Raw genomic sequence first — 14,338 nt, forward strand, 5'->3', positions numbered from 1 at the left:
CTCATCATGTTCCTTCCGGGGATGTCGTAATGGACCGTCTGCCTAGCTGGATTCGCCAGCACCTCGCCGCGATCAGAGCAGTCATCGTGCTGACTGTGATCCTCGGCGGTATCTATCCACTGGTCATCACCGGCGTCGCACAGGCGCTGTTCAACTCCAAGGCCGACGGCCAGATCATCGAGAAGAACGGCGCCGAGGTCGGCAGCGCCATCATCGGCCAGAACTTCACCGACAAGGACGGCAACCCGATCGGGAAGTACTTCCAGAGCCGTCCGTCCGCCGCCGGCGACGGGTACGACATGTTGTCGACCGCCGCGAGCAACCTCGGTCCCGAGGACGTCGTCGACACCCTTCCCGTCCCCGGCGCCACGGACGACGAGGGCAACCCGGACACCGGATCACAGAGCCTGCTCACCCAGATCTGCGCCAGGTCCAAGGCGGCAGGCGAGCTGAACGGCGTCAGCGGCGCCCGGCCGTACTGCACGGCCGACGGCGTGGGCGCGGTCCTGAAGGTCTTCCCGGCAGCCGGCAAGCCGACCCGCGCGGTCAGCGTCAACCAGGCTTGCCCGGCGGCGCCCTTCATCGCCGACTACCAGGGTGTGAAGGTCGAGTGCGGCAAGCCCGGCGAGGACTACTCGGCCGGCCGGACCGTGCCCGTCCGCGGCGACGCGCCGACGCCCGCGGTTCCCGCGGACGCGATCACCGCGAGCGGCAGCGGGCTCGACCCGAACATCTCGGTGGCCAACGCCGACCTTCAGGCCCCCCGGGTGGCCAAGGAGCGCGGCCTGGACGTCGCGAAGGTGCGCTCGCTCATCGACGAGAACACCACCGGCAGGGCTCTCGGCTTCATGGGCGAGCCCGCGGTCAACGTCCTGCAGCTCAACCTGGCCCTCGACGACCTGGCCTCCGGCACGGGACAGTGACGGCCGTGCCAGGGCGACGCTCCCGCACCGGCCCCGGATTCAGCTCCGGGGCCGGCGCGGGCCCCCGTGGCCGGCGCGCGCCGGGCGGCGACGCCCGGCGGCGTTCCATCGGCCACTTCGTCCGGCGCTCCGCCGGGCGGCCGGTCCACGGACCGGCCGGATGCTCCACGCGGACCCTCCCGCCTCGCGGGAAGGACCGGGGGACATCGTGACACGCGTTCTCGTCGTCGACGACGAACCCCAGATCATCCGGGCGCTGCGCATCAACCTGGTCGCGCGCCACTACGAGGTCGCCGTCGCCTCCGACGGGGCGTCGGCGCTCCGCGAGGCGGCCGACTGGCATCCCGACCTGGTCGTGCTCGACCTCGGGTTGCCCGACCTCGACGGCGTGGACGTCATCCACGGCCTGCGCGGGTGGACCAACGTCCCGATCATCGTGCTCTCCGGGCGCACCGGGCACCAGGACAAGGTCGACGCCCTCGACGCGGGCGCCGACGACTATGTCACCAAGCCCTTCGGAATCGACGAGCTGCTCGCCCGCGTCCGGGCGGTCAGCCGCCGGGTCGTGGCCCAGGAGCCCGGACCCTCCGTGATCCAGATCGGCGACCACTCGGTCGACCTCGTCGACAAGACCGTCTCCGGCGACGTCCGGCTGACGCCCACCGAGTGGCATCTCCTGGAGATCCTGCTGCGCAACCCGGGCAAGCTGGTCAGCCAGCGGCAGCTGCTGACCCGGGTCTGGGGCGCGGGGTTCCTCAAGGAGACCAACTACCTGCGCCAGTACATGGCCCAGCTGCGGCGCAAGCTCGAGCGGGATCCCGCTCATCCCGAGCATCTCATCACGGAACCGGGCATGGGCTACCGGTTCAAGCCCTGAGAGGACGCGATGTCCGCAGTAGCGAGCCCGCCCGCCGTTCCCGCGGCGCGGGAGTCCGACGGCGAACGGCACCGGCTCACGGTGATCGGCGGGCTGGCCGCGCTCTCGCTGGACGCGATGGCGTCCGTGGCGTACGGCCCCGAGGCGATCGTCGTGGTGCTCGCTCTCGCGGGCGGCGCGGGACTGGGCTTCGCCCTCCCCGTCACCCTGGGGATCGCACTGCTGCTGGCCGTGCTGACCCTGTCCTACCGGCAGGTCATCGCGGCCTTCCCCCAGGGAGGCGGCGCGTACGGGGTGGCGAAGACCCACCTCGGCCCGCGGGCCGGCCTGCTCGCGGGCGCGAGCCTCATCGTGGACTACGTGCTGAACGTGGCGGTGTCCGTGGCGGCCGGCGTCGCGGCGCTGACCTCCGCCTTCCCCGGGCTCGTGCCGTACACCGTCTGGTTGTGCCTGGCCGTCCTCGCCCTGGTCACCGCGGTCAACCTGCGGGGCATCGCGCACAGCGCCCGCGCCTTCGTCGCGCCCACGGCCGTGTTCGTCGGGGCGATCCTGCTGGTGATCGTGGCGGGTCTGCTCCGTGACGCGCCCGCGACGGCCGTCGAGCACGCCGCCCAGGCCGGGAACCTGAAGGCAGTCGGCGTCCTGCTGCTGCTCAAGGCCTTCGCGAACGGCTGCGCCTCGCTCACCGGAGTCGAGGCGATCGCCAACGCGGTCCCCTCCTTCCGCGCGCCCAGGGTCAGGCGGGCCCAGAACGCGGAGGTCGCCCTCGGCGCGCTGCTGGCGGTCATGCTGATCGGCATCGCCGTCCTGATCGGGAAGTTCGCGATCGCGCCCGTCGACGGGATGACCGTGCTCGCGCAGGTCAGCCGGGCGTCCGTGGGCGACGGGCCGCTGTTCTACCTGGTGCAGTTCGCGACCGTGGTGCTCCTCGCGCTCGCCGCCAACACCTCCTTCGGCGGCCTGCCCGTGCTGGCCCGGCTGCTCGCCCAGGACAACAACCTGCCGCACCTGTTCGCCGTGCGCGCCGACAGGAACGTCCACAGGTACGGCATCGCCTTCCTCGCCGTGACCTCCGCCGCGCTGCTGGTCGCGGCACACGGCGAGATGAACCTGCTGGTCCCGCTGTTCGCCGTCGGGGTCTTCGTCGGCTTCACGTTGTCCCAGGCAGGCATGGTCAGGCACTGGATGACCGACCGGCCCGACGGGTGGCGCGGGCGCGCGGCGCTGAACGGGTTCGGCGCGCTGCTGACGGCCGTCGCCGCGGTCGTGGTCGCGGTCTCGAAGTTCACCGAGGGCGGCTGGCTGATCGTGGTCGCGCTCCCGCTGATCGTGCTGCTCATGCGGCGGATCAACCGGTCGTACGCCCTGATCGGCAAGCGCCTGGAACTGGGCAGGACGCCCGTGCCGCCCCGTCCGCGCAGGTCGCTCGTGGTCGTCCCCGTCCAGCAGGTCAACCGGCTCACACGTGACGCCCTGTCCGCCGCGCTGTCTCTCGGCGACCGCGTGGTGGCGGTGCACATCTCCCATCCGGAGAACGAGGAGGGGAGCCGCCGGTTCGGCGAGGACTGGGGCCGCTGGGCGCCCGACGTCGAACTGGTGCGGCTCTTCGACGCCCACTGGCGGCTGGACGAGCCCCTCGTGGGCTACCTCGGGAGCGTTCCCGAGGCGCACGTGTTCGTGCTCATCGCCGAGGTCGAACCCGAGCACGTCTGGCAGCGGCTGCTGCAGAACCAGCGCGGCGCCGTCCTCGCCCGCGCGCTGCGCCGGCGCACCGACGTCGTGGTCTGCCGCATGCGGTTCCGGGTCGGCGGGCCCGCCGAGGAGCAGGCCCAGCAGATGGGACGCGAGACGGAAGGCGACCGGCGCGGGAAGAAGGCCAGATGAGCGCACGCGGCGCCGGACATCCGTCGGGGCGGTTCCCGGGCGGATCGACCGGCCCGGACTCCGGGGTGCGGTGGACCCTGCCCGCCATGGTGATCGTGCTCGTCGGCGTCGTGGCCGGCGTCGTCGCCTGCTTCGTCATGACGCGTGCGGCGGACACCTATCCGCTGACCCACCGGCAGGTCGACGCCCACATCGTGCGGGTGATCGGGCCGCCGGGCGGTGGACGGTCCGTGCCCGCGCCGGGAGCCGACGTGGAGGTGTCGTGGACGGGCGGGGACGGGGCGGTCCACAGCGGCAGGACGCACGTCGGCCCGCTTCCGGACCTGAAGGGCTCCGTCCGCGTGTGGGCCGATGCGAGGGAACGGCTGGACTGGGGACCCCCAGGAAACGGCACGATCATTTTGGGATCGGTGCTCGGGGGGCTCGCGGCGGCGAGTGCCGCATGGTCGGCCGGTCGCCTTCTGCGCGTCGGCCGCCGGGCCTGGACGGCGCGCCGCGCCGTGGCCGGATGGGAGCGAGAATGGAAGGACATCACCGCCACAGGGCGGTGATGTCCTTTTTGCAGGGCTGTTCTGCTAGCGCCGCGGCTCAGCCCTGCGGCTCGGGTTCGCCCGCGGGCCATTCGGCGAGGCGGGCGGTCAGGTACTCCGCGATCGACGCGGAGTCCTCATCCTGGTCGGCCAGGTCCTGTTCGAGGACGCACATCATGCGGTCCTGGCGGCCGGCCGGGACATGGTCCCGGCGGGGTCGATCACGATGCCGATCACGTCGAGGTCGTTGATCATGCACCGGAGCGCGGGTTCGCTGAGGCGTATCCATTCCTGGTCACTGCCGAGCACCTTGGCCAGCCGTAGCGGCGAGGTGAAGGCCACCGAGGTCTTCTTGCCCGATGCCGTGCGGAACAGGCGAAGGGAAAGGGAGAGCGTGCCGCGGTTGACGGGCACATATAAAGGATCTTCCAGCATGGGTCGCCTCCAGGGAGAACTCGTACAAGGGCGACGCTAGACCCGGATTTCCGGGAAATGCCTGATCACTACGGAATTCCGACGTCGGTCCCGCGAACGCTGACGCCGCTTTGACGCCCTCGGGACGGCATGCCCGCGCCGGGCGGAGGATCCCGGACCCGCCAGGTGCTCTGGCAGAATTCGGAACGTGACACGCGCGGTGCAGCAGACGACACGTGACCTGCGGCGCCACAATCGCTCCGCGTTGCTCTCGCGCCTGTACGTCCAGGGGCCGACGAGCCGCCAGGACCTGACGATGGAGTCCGGGCTCAGCTCCGCGACGGTGAGCAACGTCGTCTCCGATCTGATCAACGACGGCGTCGTCGCCGAGGCCGGGCTGGTCGATTCCGACGGCGGGCGTCCGCGCACGCTCATCCAGGTGCGCGGCGAGTTCGGCCACGTCGTCGGGGTGGACATCGGCGAGACCCACGTCCAGATCGGGCTGTTCGACTACACGCTCGGGACGCTGGCGACCGCGACGTACTCGGTGGCGGCCACCCGGCTGGAACCCGAGCCGGTCGTCGGCCTCGTGCTCGCCGGGGTGGCGGAGGTCGTCGCCAAGGCCGGCGTCGACGCGGGCGGCCTGCTCGGGATCGGCGTCGGAGTCCCCGGGGCCGTGCAGGTCGCCGGGCGCGAACTGGTCTACGCCCCGACCCTCGGCTGGTCCGCGGTGCCCCTCGCCGACATGTTGCGGCGGGACCTTCCCGCGCCGGTCTACATCGACAACTGCGCCCGCACGCTCGGGCAGGCCGAGATGTGGCGAGGAGCGGGCCGCGGAGCGCGGCGGGCGATCGTCGCGCTCCTCGGCGTCGGAGTGGGGGCCGCGGTGGCGACGGCGTCCGAGCCGTTCCGCGGCATGGCCGGCCTGACCAGCACGACCAGCGAATGGGGCCACACCGTCATCAACGTGGACGGCAGGCCGTGCCGATGCGGGTCACGCGGATGCCTCGAGGCCTACGTGGGGGCGGAGGCGGTCCTCGACGACTACCTGGCGCTTCCTGACGCCCGGCCGTTCGGGTCGGAGGGGACCGAGGCGCGCCTGGCGGAGCTGGTGGCGCGGGCCGAGGGCGACGGCGGCGCGGCGCAGGTCCTCGGCAGGACCGCGGAGTACCTGGGCATCGGCATCGCGAACCTGATCAACCTCCTCAGCCCCGACAGGATCGTCCTGTCCGGATGGGTGGGGGAGACCATGGGGGCCGCGATCCTGCCCGCCGTGCGGGAGACCGTGCGGCGCCACGCCCTGTCCTACATGTACGGCCAGGTCCGCATCGAGCTCGGCCAGCTCGGGCAGGAGGCCGTGGCGCTGGGGGCCGCCACGTTGCCGGTGGTCCAGGTCCTGGCGAGTGGAGGGTCGCTCCGCGCCTGACGGCACGGAGCCCGACGTCGCGCCTGGCGGAGGACGACCCCCCTTGCCATGATCGTCACGCGGTCGTGAGGATGGGGGCCATGCCTGCTTTCACCGCTCCCGACGGGACCGAGCTCGTCTACCACGTGACGGGTGAGGGCGAGCCGCTGGTCTGCCTGCCCGGCGGGCCGATGCGCGCCTCCGCCTACTTGGGCGATCTCGGCGGGTTGTCGGGGCGCCGCCGCCTGATCATGCTCGACCTGCGCGGCACCGGCGACTCCGCCGTCCCCTCGGACCCGGCCACGTATCGCTGCGACCGGCAGGTCGCCGACGTCGAGGCCCTGCGCGACCACCTCGGGCTGGACCGCGTCGACGTCCTCGCGCACTCCGCCGGCGGCGATCTCGCCCTCCTCTACGCGGCGGGGCACCCGCGTCGCGTCCGGACGCTCACGCTGGTCACCGCTCGTGCGCGCGCCCTGGGCGTGGAGTTCACCGAAGACCACCGCCGGGAGGCGGCGGCCCTGCGCGCGGCCGAGCCCTGGTTCGGCCCCGCGTACGACGCCTACGAAGCCGTCTGGGCCGGTTCCGCGACCGACGACGACTGGGACGCCGTCGCCCCGTTCTTCTACGGCCGCTGGGACGCCGCCGCCCAGGCGCACGCCGCGGCCGACCTCGAACAGAGCAACCTGGAGGCGGGGGAGCTGTACGCGGCCTCCGGCGCCTTCGACCCCGGCGCGGCGCGCGCCGCCGTCGCGACGCTGGACGCGCGGGTCCTGGTCCTCGCGGGCGAGCTGGACGGCGCGCCGCGTCCCGAGGTCGCGGCCGCCGTCGCCCGGATGTTCCCCCGGGCGGAAGCGGCCGTCCTGCCGGGCGCCGGCCACTACCCGTGGCTCGACGACCCGCGTCGCTTCACCCGCGTCGTGGCGGCGTTCCTCGACGCGGACGGCCCGTCCGCCACGGGGGCGGGGCAACCGGGATCGCCAGTTGACCTTCAAACGAATGGTACTTAGCTTAAGTCGTGGACTAAGTATCGCGACCCTGGTGCCGCGCACCGGAAGATCCCTCGGAGTTCGAATGCCATCTCGTCATGCCGACGGCCACCTCTACATCGACGGCGCCTGGCGTCCCTCCGCGTCGGGCCGGTTCGGCGACGTGGAGGAGAAGGCGACCGGTGCCCGCATCGGGCGCTACGCCCTGGGCGACGCCGCGGACGTCGATCGGGCGGTGGACGCGGCCCGCGCCGCGCAGCCGGGATGGGCGGCCCTGTCCGCGCCCGAGCGCGCCGGCCACCTGCGCCGGATGGCCGCGCACCTCCACGACCGTTACGAGGAGCTCGTCACCCTGAGCATGCGGGAGACCGGGGGGGTCCGGGCCAAGGCCGAGGACGAGGTCTCCACGACCATCCGCCAGCTCGGCATCTCGGCGGTGCAGGCGACGGAGAACGCGGGGGAGGTCCTCCCGCCCTACAAGGCGGGCAAGCTGTCCCTGTCGCGGGTGGTACCCCTCGGCGTGCTCGGCGTCATCACGCCGTGGAACTACCCGATGAACCTGGCCATGCGGGCGGTGGCGCCCGGGCTGGCGTTCGGCAACACGGTCGTGCTCAAACCGGCGGAGCTCACCCCGATCATCGGCGGGCAGGTGCTCGCCGAGGCGGCCGAGCACGCCGGTCTGCCGCCCGGCGTGCTCAACGTGGTCACCGGCGACGGCCCCGGCGCCGGATGGCCGCTGGCCACCCATGACGGGCTGGACCTGATCGACTTCACCGGCTCGCGCAGGGTCGGCCTGGACATCGCCGCGTCGGCGGCCGCCGTTCTGCGTCCCATTCGCCTCGAACTCGGGGGGGACAACGCATTCCTCGTGCTCGGCGACGCGGACGTCGACCTGGCAGCCTCGCTCGCGATGGTCGCCTCCCTCGAGTTCCAGGGGCAGACCTGCATCAGCTCGAGCAGGCACATCGTGGTCCGCGACGTGGCCGAGGAGTACATCGCCGCGGTGACGCGCAGGGTCGAGGCGCTGCGGGTGGGCGACCCGCTGTCCGGCGAGGCCGACCTGGGCCCGTTGATCAGCATCGCGCAGCGCGACCGGGTGCATCAGACGATCGTCGAACCGTCCGTCGCGATGGGCGCCAAGCTCGTCGCGGGCGGCACCTACGACGGCCTGTTCTACCGGCCGACGGTGCTGACCGGCGTCACGCCGGACATGCCGGCCTTCACCGAGGAGATCTTCGGCCCGGTCATCCCCATCACGGTCGTGGACACCGAGGAGGAGGCCGTCGCCCTGACGAACGGATATCCGATGTTGATGAACTCGGTCTTCACCGCCGACCTCATGCGCGGCATGCAGGTGGCCGAGCGGTTGCAGGCCGGCGAGGTGCACGTCAACGACGCGCACGCCCGGCACGGCGCGGAGAACCAGATGCCGGGCTTCACCCGGCGCCAGTGGATCGGCGTCCAGCGCACGCCGCTCGACCTCCCCGCCTGGACCGCCGATCCGGCGGGCCGTCCGTGAGCGGGCAGCCTGTGAGCGGGTCGTCCGTGAGCGGGCAGCCTGTGAGCGGGTCGTCCATGAGCGGGTCGTCCGCGCGTGAGGGGGCGCGCCGGGCGCTGGTCGTACGCGGCGGCTGGGAGGGCCACGTGCCCGTGGAGGCCACCGAGCTGTTCATCCCGTCGCTCGCCGAGGCCGGGTTCGACGTGACCGTCAGCGAGGATCTCGACGTCTACACGGACGCGGAGCTCATGACGGCGACCGACCTGGTCGTGCAGTGCTGGTCGATCGGGACGATGACCCCGGAGCAGAGCGCCGGACTGGTCTCGGCCGTGCGCGCGGGCACCGGCTTCGCCGGCTGGCACGGCGGAGTGGTCGGCACCTTCGGGGGCAGCCACGACTACCTGAGAATGGTGGGCGGACTGTTCCTGTGGCATCCCGAGGACTTCCTCGAGTACGACGTCACGATCGTGCCCGGACAGGCCGGCCACCCGATCGTCGCCGGTCTCGGCGACTTCACCGTGACGACCGAGCAGTACTGGATGCTCACCGACTCGCTGAACACGGTCCTGGCGCGGACCACGTTCACACCGGAGGACGGCGAGCACGGGGGAGGGCCGGTCGACATGCCCGTGGTCTGGACCCGCCGGTGGGGCGCCGGAAAGATCTTCTTCTCGGCGGTCGGCCACCGGGTCGCCGATCTGGAGCACCCGACGGTCCGTACGCTCACCGAGCGCGGTCTCGTCTGGGCGGCGCGATGAGCGCCCCCGTGGGAGGCTCGGCGGACCGGGCCGTTCCCGGCGCCGTGGTGCTGGCGATGCCCGCGGGCCTGCCGTCCCGGCTCTTCCGTGGAGAGTGCGCGGAACGGCTCCGCGCACTCGTCGGCCCCGACTGGGGCCCGCCCGTGACCGGGTTCCACTCCGCCGAGGCTCTCGAACGGCTGGCGCGGGCGCGCGTCCTGCTCACCGGCTGGGGCAGCCCCGTGATCGACGCCGGGGTGCTCGACCACGCGCCCCACCTGCGGGCCGTCGTCCACGCGGCGGGCACGGTGAAGGGCCACGTCTGCCCCGCGGTGTTCCAGCGGGGCGTCCTGGTGAGTTCGGCGGCCGACGCGAACGCGGTGCCCGTCGCGGAGTACACCGTGGCGATGATCCTGCTCGCCAACAAGGCGGTGCCCGCGATGGCCAGGGAGTACCGCGCCCGGCGGGGGGCGATCGACCTCCTCGGGGAGTATCCCGACGTCGGAAACCACGGCAAGACCGTCGGCCTGGTGGGCGCGTCGAAGATCGGGCGCAGGGTCGCCGAGCTGCTCCGGCCGTTCGACCTCGAGGTGCTGGTCAGCGACCCCTACCTCGACGAGGCCGGCGCCGCCGTGCTCGGTGTGCGCAAGACCGGCCTCGACGACCTGTTCGCCTCCTGCGACGTCGTGTCCCTGCACGCCCCCGCGATCGAGGAGACGCGGGGGATGGTCGACGCGGCCCGCCTCGCGGCCATGCGTACGGGCGCGACCCTGATCAACACGGCCCGGGGGTCACTGGTCGACCACGACGCCCTCATCGCGGAGTTGCGGCGGGGCCGGATCTCCGCCGTACTCGACGTGACGGAGCCCGAGATCACCCCGCCGGACTCGCCGCTGTGGGATCTCCAGAACGTCGTCCTGACGCCCCACGTCGCCGGGTCCCTGGGCAACGAGCTGGCCCGGCTGGGAGAGCAGGCATTGGACGAGGTGTTCCGGGTCATCGACGGCCGGCCGCTGCGCCACCCCGTCGACCTCGCCGCGCTGCCGGTCAGCGCCTGAAACCACGCGCCGACGTCGGCGCCGGGACGCCCCGGGGGTACCCTGCGCTCATGACGCTCGACGATCAGGCTCCGCGTAACGGCCGGCACGACATGAGGGCATCGGCCGCGCCGGTCTCCATCGCGACTCCGGCGCCGTCGTCCGCGGGACCGGTGGGCTGAGGTCATGGCGAGCGGAGTCCGGCGCATCGTCCTGCTCACACTCGGCTGGGAGGAGCTGCCCAAGACGGTCTCGGTGCACGGTGACACTTCGGGGACGCGGCTGCGCGAGCCCGTGCCCGGCGTGCTGCTCCAGACCGACGGCGGCTGGGTGCTGCTCGACACCGGGTTCAACACCGCGTTGATCCGTGACGCGGCCCTCGCCCGGCGGTTCCACCCGCGGCCGGAGTATCTCGCCGTGCTCCCCGGGCCAGGTGAGCCGCTCGAGGAGACGCTCGCCGAAGCGGGCATCGCGATGGACGAGATCCGCGCGGTGGCGGTGAGCCACCTGCACCTCGACCACGCGGGAGGGCTCAAGCACTTCGCCGGGCGCGTTCCCGTGCACGCCCAGCGGACCGAGCTGCGATACGGCCTGTCCGGCGCGGCGGAGGCGCACGGCATCTTCCGCGTCGACTTCGACGACCCGCGCATCGACTGGCGGCTCGCCGACGGGGAGGCGGAGCTCGCCCCGGGAGTGACCGCGGTTCCGACGCCCGGCCACACCCCCGGCCACCAGAGCTTCGTCGTCGACCTGGACGAGTCCGTGGGCGGCGGCGGCTTCGTCTTCGCGTTCGACGCTGCCGACCTCACAGAGAACATCGACGGGGAGCTCGCGGTGGGCGGGTTCATCGACTGCGGGCCTGAGGACACCGTCGAGCAGATCAGGAAACTCAAGAAGATCGCTGCGGCGAAGGGGTATCCGCTGATCCCGGGACACGACCCCGTGGCGTGGCCGGCCTACACGGCCGAGTTCGCCGAGCGCTTTCCGGGCCCGCGCTGATACCAAAAGCCCATGAAATAGCGGCACTCTGGCCCGGCTGAGTGAAAAATGGGGGCGACTGCCACGAAAGGTGGACGCCATGGCCAGCGAGGAGCCCGCCGAGTTATCGGGCATCGACTTCCACGAGATGCCCATGCTCGATCTGGTCGCACTTCACGACGAAAGCGCCGAGGGGCTGCATCCCCTTCCCCAGGCAGTCATGGACCGCATCTGCGAGGCCATACGTGAGGGCATCCATTTCTGCGGATGCGACATGACCGACCTCATGGTCAGGCTACTCGGCGGCTGAGCGCGAGCACCCGCGCCGTTCGGAACGAGCGAGCCCGCCGGAACGCCGTCCCGGCGGGCTCTTTCTGATCTACATTGTAAAGGCGGGGGCGGCGGACGGCCCGCGTTCAGACGGACGGCCCGCGTTCAGACGGACGGCCCGCGTTCAGCGGGTGCGGGAGGAGTAAGGGAGAAGGGCTATCTCGCGGGCGTTCTTGATGGCCCGCGCGAGCTGCCGCTGTTGCCGGCCGCTCACTCCGGTGACCCGGCGGCTGCGGATCTTCCCGCGGTCGGAGATGAACTTGCGCAGCAGATCGGTGTCCTTGTAGTCGATGTAGTCGACACCGAGCAGGGGGTTGGACTTCTTCCGCGGCACGCGACGGGGCTTCATGCGATCTCCTCCAGATCCAGTACGGCGGCGAACGGGTCGTCGTAACCGGCCCAGGCGTCGGGGCCGGCGACGGACTCCTCCGGGGTGAGCAGGCACGAGTCGAGCAGGGCGTGAATACGCTCGCGGTCGAGCTCGGGACCCGTGAAGACGAGGTGCTGGACGCGGTCGCCGACGACGGGCGCCCAGTCGAGCGAGGCGGCCGCGCGGCGTGCGGGCGAGACCAGCTCCCATGCGGCTTCGGGCAGCGCCGCCAGCCACGGGCCCGCGTCCTCCACGGACACCACGCCGGCCACCGCGTCCCAGGCCAGCAACCGCTGCGGCCGCGTGGCCAGCCAGAACCGGCCACGGCTGCGGACCGATTCGGTGACCAGCTCGTCGACGGCCTCGAACAGGCGGTCCGGGTGGAGCGGCCGAAGGCGGTGCCAGACGACCGTGGTGATCTCGTCGGTCACCGCGTCGGACGGCAGCTGCACGGTCGCCGGGTCGACGCGCGCCGCCAGCTCCTCGGCGCGCAGGGCGGCCCCCGTCACCTCGGGGAGCGGCCCGTCCACCGGCGTGACCGGGGTCAGCGGGGTGAGATGGCCCAGCACGGCGCACGTCAGCTCCACGTCGCCCTCGTCGCCGTCGCCCTTGTGGACCATCAGGCCGGTGGCGTACTCGATCTGCCGGGCGAGCACCTCGGCCAGGTAGCGCTGGTCACCCTGCGCGGCCTGCCTGCCGACCTCGGAAAGGCGGTCCGCGCGGGCGATGTCCACGGGCATGTGCACGGCGTCCAGCGCGGTCAGCACGGCGGTGACCCTGAGGAGGTCGCGCGCCTCCTCGCAGTCGAGGGCCTCGGCGACCGACCGGGGCTCGACCGAGTCCCACAGGTCCGCGATCAGCAACGGGGCCGCGCCGGCCTGCCGTACGAGCTCGGGGACCAGATCCTCGCGGACCGTGCAGGTGACGCAGCCGTGGGCGAGCCGGACGTCGGTCCTGTCGCGGATCCGGGAGGCGTCGCGGACGACCCGCTCCACCCGGCCGCGGGTCACGTCGCGCAGGTCGTGGTGGACGGCGAGCGCGCCGGGATGGGCGCGCAGCAGCCGGTCGACGGCGGCGGTCCTCGCCGCGTCGTGCAGGCCCGCGACGAGGACAACAGGGACGGACACGTGGTCTCCCTCCAGGAATAAAACGGTTATCATTTTCATTCTACGACCCGAAAGGAGCTGGAGTGGCCAGAAGCGAGGTGCGTCCCGTGGTCAAGCTGCGTTCGACCGCCGGAACCGGCTACACCTACGTGACCCGCAAGAACAGGCGCAACGACCCCGACAGGCTGACGCTGCGCAAGTACGACCCCATCGCCCGGCAGCACGTGCTGTTCAGAGAGGACCGATAACCATGAGGAAGGGCATCCACCCCGAGTACCGTCCGGTCGTCTTCCGCGACCCCAGCGCGGACTTCGCCTTCCTGACGAGGTCCACGGTCACCAGTGACAAGACCATCGAGTGGGAGGACGGCAACGTCTACCCGGTGGTCGACGTCGACGTGTCCTCGGCGAGCCACCCGTTCTACACCGGCCGCGGGCGGGTGCTCGACACCCAGGGCCGCGTCGAGCGGTTCCGGCAGCGCTACGGGAGCCGGTGATGTCGGCTCACTGCCAGCTGACCGGGGCCGCACCGGTCTTCGGTAACAACGTCTCCCACTCCCACCGGCGCACCCGGCGCCGGTGGGAGCCCAATGTCCAGCGCAAGCGCTACTGGCTGCCGAGCGAGGGCCGGTTTGTACGGCTCACGCTCAGCGCGAGGGCGATCAGGACCATCGACAAGATCGGCATAGAGCGGGCCGTCGCGCGGATCCGGGCACGGGGGGAGAAGGTCTGATGGCCAAGAAGAGCAAGATCGCGGCCAATGAGCGCAGGAAGGCGGTCGCCGCCCGCTTCGCAGGCCGCCGGGCCGAGCTCAAGGAGCTCGTCAGGACGGGTTCCGCGGACGAGCGCGCGAGGGCCGTACGCGAGCTGAGCAGGCAGCCGCGGGACGCCAGTGCCACCCGCGTGCGCAACCGGGACGTGGTCGACGGCCGTCCCCGGGGATATCTGCGCACGTTCGGGATCTCCCGCGTGCGCTTCCGGGAGATGGCCCACCGGGGAGAGCTCCCCGGTGTCACCAAGTCGAGCTGGTAGGAGAGCCATGGCCGTCCCCAAGCGCAAGACGTCCCGCAGCAACACGCGCAGCCGCCGTTCCCAATGGAAGGCGCAGGCCCTCGACCTGGTGCCCATCGTCCTCGACGGGAGGCGGATCCTCGTTCCCAGGCGACTCGTGAAGGCCTATCACGCGGGGCTCATCGAGCCCCCTTCCTAGGTCCTATCTCCCTGGGCCCTGTCGCTCCAGGCGAGGGAGCAGCGGTGCCCG

19 protein-coding genes are annotated in these 14,338 nt (G+C 71.9%); 16 read left to right on the forward strand and 3 right to left on the reverse strand.

Features of this window, described 5'->3' with window-relative positions; genetic code table 11:
• Nucleotides 1-29: 29 nt before the first annotated feature.
• The 4 genes from Pka01_RS34745 (at nt 30) to Pka01_RS34760 (ending at nt 4,235) form a co-directional block, all read left to right on the forward strand.
• Complete coding sequence (locus Pka01_RS34745) at nt 30-923, forward strand: potassium-transporting ATPase subunit C (protein ID WP_203887222.1); 894 nt, start codon at nt 30-32, stop codon at nt 921-923.
• Nucleotides 924-1,131: 208 nt separating this feature from the next.
• Nucleotides 1,132-1,800 carry a response regulator gene (locus Pka01_RS34750; RefSeq protein WP_203887223.1) on the forward strand — a complete coding sequence of 223 codons (669 nt, stop codon included), beginning with the start codon at nt 1,132-1,134 and terminating at the stop codon, nt 1,798-1,800.
• Nucleotides 1,801-1,809: 9 nt separating this feature from the next.
• Nucleotides 1,810-3,684, forward strand: coding sequence for an APC family permease (locus Pka01_RS34755; protein WP_203887224.1), 1,875 nt, complete (start codon nt 1,810-1,812; stop codon nt 3,682-3,684).
• Entirely contained in the window at nt 3,681-4,235 is a 555-nt protein-coding gene (locus tag Pka01_RS34760; RefSeq protein ID WP_203887225.1) for a hypothetical protein, read from the forward strand. The genes Pka01_RS34755 and Pka01_RS34760 overlap by 4 nt, the downstream gene beginning before the upstream one ends.
• Nucleotides 4,236-4,388: 153 nt before the next feature.
• On the opposite strand, the gene Pka01_RS34765 is transcribed toward Pka01_RS34760, so the two are convergent.
• A complete protein-coding gene (locus Pka01_RS34765; RefSeq protein ID WP_203887226.1) occupies nt 4,389-4,649 on the reverse strand; it encodes an SAV_915 family protein in 261 nt (86 codons plus the stop codon).
• Nucleotides 4,650-4,836: 187 nt separating this feature from the next.
• Here Pka01_RS34765 and Pka01_RS34770 point away from each other — a divergent pair, with 187 nt between their 5' ends.
• The 7 genes from Pka01_RS34770 to Pka01_RS34800 all read left to right on the forward strand — a co-directional run bounded on the left by Pka01_RS34770 (nt 4,837) and on the right by Pka01_RS34800 (nt 11,582).
• Nucleotides 4,837-6,054 carry an ROK family transcriptional regulator gene (locus tag Pka01_RS34770; RefSeq protein WP_203887227.1) on the forward strand — a complete coding sequence of 406 codons (1,218 nt, stop codon included), beginning with the start codon at nt 4,837-4,839 and terminating at the stop codon, nt 6,052-6,054.
• A gap of 80 nt (nt 6,055-6,134) precedes the next feature.
• Nucleotides 6,135-7,043, forward strand: a complete 909-nt coding sequence (locus tag Pka01_RS34775) for an alpha/beta fold hydrolase (RefSeq protein WP_203887228.1) — start codon at nt 6,135-6,137, stop codon at nt 7,041-7,043.
• A 64-nt stretch (nt 7,044-7,107) separates the two neighbouring features.
• Nucleotides 7,108-8,541, forward strand: a complete 1,434-nt coding sequence (locus tag Pka01_RS34780) for an aldehyde dehydrogenase family protein (RefSeq protein WP_203887229.1) — start codon at nt 7,108-7,110, stop codon at nt 8,539-8,541.
• Between the two features lie 56 nt (nt 8,542-8,597).
• Nucleotides 8,598-9,278, forward strand: a complete 681-nt coding sequence (locus tag Pka01_RS34785; protein ID WP_203887230.1) for a ThuA domain-containing protein — start codon at nt 8,598-8,600, stop codon at nt 9,276-9,278.
• Nucleotides 9,275-10,315, forward strand: a complete 1,041-nt coding sequence (locus Pka01_RS34790; protein WP_203887231.1) for a hydroxyacid dehydrogenase — start codon at nt 9,275-9,277, stop codon at nt 10,313-10,315. Before Pka01_RS34785 ends, Pka01_RS34790 begins: the two co-directional genes overlap by 4 nt.
• A gap of 165 nt (nt 10,316-10,480) precedes the next feature.
• Entirely contained in the window at nt 10,481-11,293 is an 813-nt protein-coding gene (locus tag Pka01_RS34795) for an N-acyl homoserine lactonase family protein (protein ID WP_203887232.1), read from the forward strand.
• 79 nt (nt 11,294-11,372) lie between these two features.
• Entirely contained in the window at nt 11,373-11,582 is a 210-nt protein-coding gene (locus Pka01_RS34800) for a hypothetical protein (protein ID WP_203887233.1), read from the forward strand.
• 144 nt (nt 11,583-11,726) lie between these two features.
• On the opposite strand, the gene rpsR is transcribed toward Pka01_RS34800, so the two are convergent.
• Both rpsR and Pka01_RS34810 read right to left on the reverse strand, forming a co-directional pair.
• Nucleotides 11,727-11,951 (reverse strand): 30S ribosomal protein S18, encoded by a 225-nt coding sequence (rpsR, locus tag Pka01_RS34805; protein WP_203887234.1) that lies wholly within the window; start codon nt 11,949-11,951, stop codon nt 11,727-11,729.
• Entirely contained in the window at nt 11,948-13,099 is a 1,152-nt protein-coding gene (locus tag Pka01_RS34810) for a CobW family GTP-binding protein (RefSeq protein WP_239115851.1), read from the reverse strand. Before Pka01_RS34810 ends, rpsR begins: the two co-directional genes overlap by 4 nt.
• 62 nt (nt 13,100-13,161) lie before the next feature.
• Between Pka01_RS34810 and rpmG the strand changes: the two genes are divergently transcribed.
• Genes rpmG through rpmF form a run of 5 tightly spaced genes read left to right on the forward strand, consistent with a single transcriptional unit; the run spans nt 13,162 to nt 14,287 of the window.
• Nucleotides 13,162-13,326: a 50S ribosomal protein L33 gene (rpmG, locus tag Pka01_RS34815; protein WP_203887236.1), complete on the forward strand. Its 165-nt coding sequence runs from the start codon at nt 13,162-13,164 to the stop codon at nt 13,324-13,326.
• Between the two features lie 2 nt (nt 13,327-13,328).
• Nucleotides 13,329-13,574, forward strand: a complete 246-nt coding sequence (locus Pka01_RS34820; protein ID WP_203887237.1) for a type B 50S ribosomal protein L31 — start codon at nt 13,329-13,331, stop codon at nt 13,572-13,574.
• Nucleotides 13,574-13,810, forward strand: a complete 237-nt coding sequence (gene rpmB / locus Pka01_RS34825; RefSeq protein ID WP_203887238.1) for a 50S ribosomal protein L28 — start codon at nt 13,574-13,576, stop codon at nt 13,808-13,810. Before Pka01_RS34820 ends, rpmB begins: the two co-directional genes overlap by 1 nt.
• Entirely contained in the window at nt 13,810-14,109 is a 300-nt protein-coding gene (gene rpsN / locus Pka01_RS34830) for a 30S ribosomal protein S14 (protein ID WP_203887239.1), read from the forward strand. The genes rpmB and rpsN overlap by 1 nt, the downstream gene beginning before the upstream one ends.
• A gap of 7 nt (nt 14,110-14,116) precedes the next feature.
• A complete protein-coding gene (gene rpmF / locus Pka01_RS34835) occupies nt 14,117-14,287 on the forward strand; it encodes a 50S ribosomal protein L32 (RefSeq protein WP_203887240.1) in 171 nt (56 codons plus the stop codon).
• Nucleotides 14,288-14,338 lie beyond the last annotated feature (51 nt).

The sequence above is a fragment of the Planotetraspora kaengkrachanensis genome, assembly GCF_016862895.1.
Taxonomy (GTDB): Bacteria; Actinomycetota; Actinomycetes; order Streptosporangiales; family Streptosporangiaceae; genus Planotetraspora; species Planotetraspora kaengkrachanensis.

Coding starts and splice junctions, on each gene's coding strand:
- Pka01_RS34745 (WP_203887222.1), top strand. CDS start 30: ATGGACCGTCTGCCTAGCTGGATTCGCCAGCACCTCGCCGCGATCAGA.
- Pka01_RS34755 (WP_203887224.1), top strand. CDS start 1,810: ATGTCCGCAGTAGCGAGCCCGCCCGCCGTTCCCGCGGCGCGGGAGTCC.
- Pka01_RS34760 (WP_203887225.1), top strand. CDS start 3,681: ATGAGCGCACGCGGCGCCGGACATCCGTCGGGGCGGTTCCCGGGCGGA.
- Pka01_RS34765 (WP_203887226.1), bottom strand. CDS start 4,649: ATGCTGGAAGATCCTTTATATGTGCCCGTCAACCGCGGCACGCTCTCC.
- Pka01_RS34775 (WP_203887228.1), top strand. CDS start 6,135: ATGCCTGCTTTCACCGCTCCCGACGGGACCGAGCTCGTCTACCACGTG.
- Pka01_RS34780 (WP_203887229.1), top strand. CDS start 7,108: ATGCCATCTCGTCATGCCGACGGCCACCTCTACATCGACGGCGCCTGG.
- Pka01_RS34785 (WP_203887230.1), top strand. CDS start 8,598: ATGAGCGGGTCGTCCGCGCGTGAGGGGGCGCGCCGGGCGCTGGTCGTA.
- Pka01_RS34790 (WP_203887231.1), top strand. CDS start 9,275: ATGAGCGCCCCCGTGGGAGGCTCGGCGGACCGGGCCGTTCCCGGCGCC.
- Pka01_RS34795 (WP_203887232.1), top strand. CDS start 10,481: ATGGCGAGCGGAGTCCGGCGCATCGTCCTGCTCACACTCGGCTGGGAG.
- Pka01_RS34800 (WP_203887233.1), top strand. CDS start 11,373: ATGGCCAGCGAGGAGCCCGCCGAGTTATCGGGCATCGACTTCCACGAG.
- rpsR (WP_203887234.1), bottom strand. CDS start 11,951: ATGAAGCCCCGTCGCGTGCCGCGGAAGAAGTCCAACCCCCTGCTCGGT.
- Pka01_RS34820 (WP_203887237.1), top strand. CDS start 13,329: ATGAGGAAGGGCATCCACCCCGAGTACCGTCCGGTCGTCTTCCGCGAC.
- rpmB (WP_203887238.1), top strand. CDS start 13,574: ATGTCGGCTCACTGCCAGCTGACCGGGGCCGCACCGGTCTTCGGTAAC.
- rpsN (WP_203887239.1), top strand. CDS start 13,810: ATGGCCAAGAAGAGCAAGATCGCGGCCAATGAGCGCAGGAAGGCGGTC.
- rpmF (WP_203887240.1), top strand. CDS start 14,117: ATGGCCGTCCCCAAGCGCAAGACGTCCCGCAGCAACACGCGCAGCCGC.